Raw genomic sequence first — 1,242 nt, 5'->3', positions numbered from 1 at the left:
GCCGCCGCGCGTTCGTCTCGATCAACTCTTGATGGCGATGCGCTTGACCTGCGACTGCGCCTCCTCGGTCTTCGGCAAGGTGATCGTCAGTATTCCGTTCTTGAAGGTGGCGTCGACCTGGTCTTCCTTGACCTTGACACCGAACGGGATGCGGCGCTCGAAGCGGCCGTAGTAGCGCTCGGAAAACCGGCGATCCTTATCCTCGCTCTCGGAGTGCTTTTCGCCCTTCAGCGTCAGCACGCCATCATTGAGCAGGACCTCGATGTCCTTCTCCTCAAGACCGGGGACTTCGGCCGTCACCTTGATCTCCTTGTCGGTGTCGGAGATCTCGACGCTTGGCCATCCACCCCCGAGGGCGGAGGCGTTGCCGAAGGACGGCAGGCCGGAGCCAAAGCCGCGGAAGACATCATCGAACAGACGGTTCACCTCACGATGAAGCGACAGGAAGGGATCACGGTCGTCATCGCGCAAGAGACTTGAAACCTGGTTGCCATTGTTGCGGCCCCAGGGAATCAGATCACGAACACTCATGTTTCTTCTCCTTTCTGTTGGTTCGCTTGGCGAAACTTTGCTGCCGGCGCCGGACCAGGCCCGGCGCCTTGCTTGCGGTCTGCTGGGGAAGGCTTAAGCCGCCTGCTGCTTGCCCTCGATCTGCTTGGTCTCGGCCTTCGGCATCTGGCCGGTTCGGATCTCGATCTGGCGCGGCTTCATCTCTTCAGGGATTTCGCGCTTGAGATCGACGGTCAGCAGACCGTTGACGAAACCCGCACTCACGACCCTGACATGGTCGGCTAGTTCGAAGCGACGCTGGAACGAGCCGCTGGCGATGCCGCGGTGCAGATATTGGAGGTCATCGTCGCTCGCCTTCTGTCCCGAGACGATGAGCATGTTCTGCTCTTGAGTCATCGCCAGCTCGTCCTGTGAGAAGCCCGCCAGTGCCATGACAATGCGGTAATCATTCTCGCCAGCTTTGACGATATCGTAAGGCGGCCAACTGTCGCTCGTCTCGGCGCGGCTTGCAGCCTCGAGCGCGTTGAACATCCGGTCGAAGCCTATGCTCGATCGGAACAGGGGTGAGAAATCGAGGTTTGTCCTCATAGCCATATCCTCCTTATAAGCAACATGGATACAAGGAGACGCCAAGAGCAACGGCGTCTCCTGGACCTGTGTCAATCCCCATTGGGCAATCGACTAATATCGATATAATTCAGTGTCTTAGAATTTCAAGGGGAGTGGAACTTC

The 1,242-nt window shown here is 58.3% G+C and carries 2 protein-coding genes; both read right to left on the bottom strand.

Annotation, left to right across the window (positions count from 1 at the left end; genetic code table 11):
• Positions 1-21: 21 nt before the first annotated feature.
• A complete protein-coding gene (locus tag FHT75_RS35525) occupies positions 22-531 on the bottom strand; it encodes an Hsp20/alpha crystallin family protein (RefSeq protein WP_028756365.1) in 510 nt (169 codons plus the stop codon).
• 93 nt (positions 532-624) lie between these two features.
• On the bottom strand, positions 625-1,098 hold the full coding sequence (locus FHT75_RS35520) for an Hsp20 family protein (protein WP_028756366.1): 474 nt from the start codon (positions 1,096-1,098) through the stop codon (positions 625-627).
• Positions 1,099-1,242: the final 144 nt, after the last annotated feature.

Origin of the sequence: Rhizobium sp. BK112 (assembly GCF_014193215.1) — a bacterium.
Classification (GTDB): Bacteria; Pseudomonadota; Alphaproteobacteria; order Rhizobiales; family Rhizobiaceae; genus Rhizobium; species Rhizobium anhuiense.
Note: the sequence above shows the minus strand (reverse complement) of the source record. Positions and strands in the feature narration are given on the sequence as shown.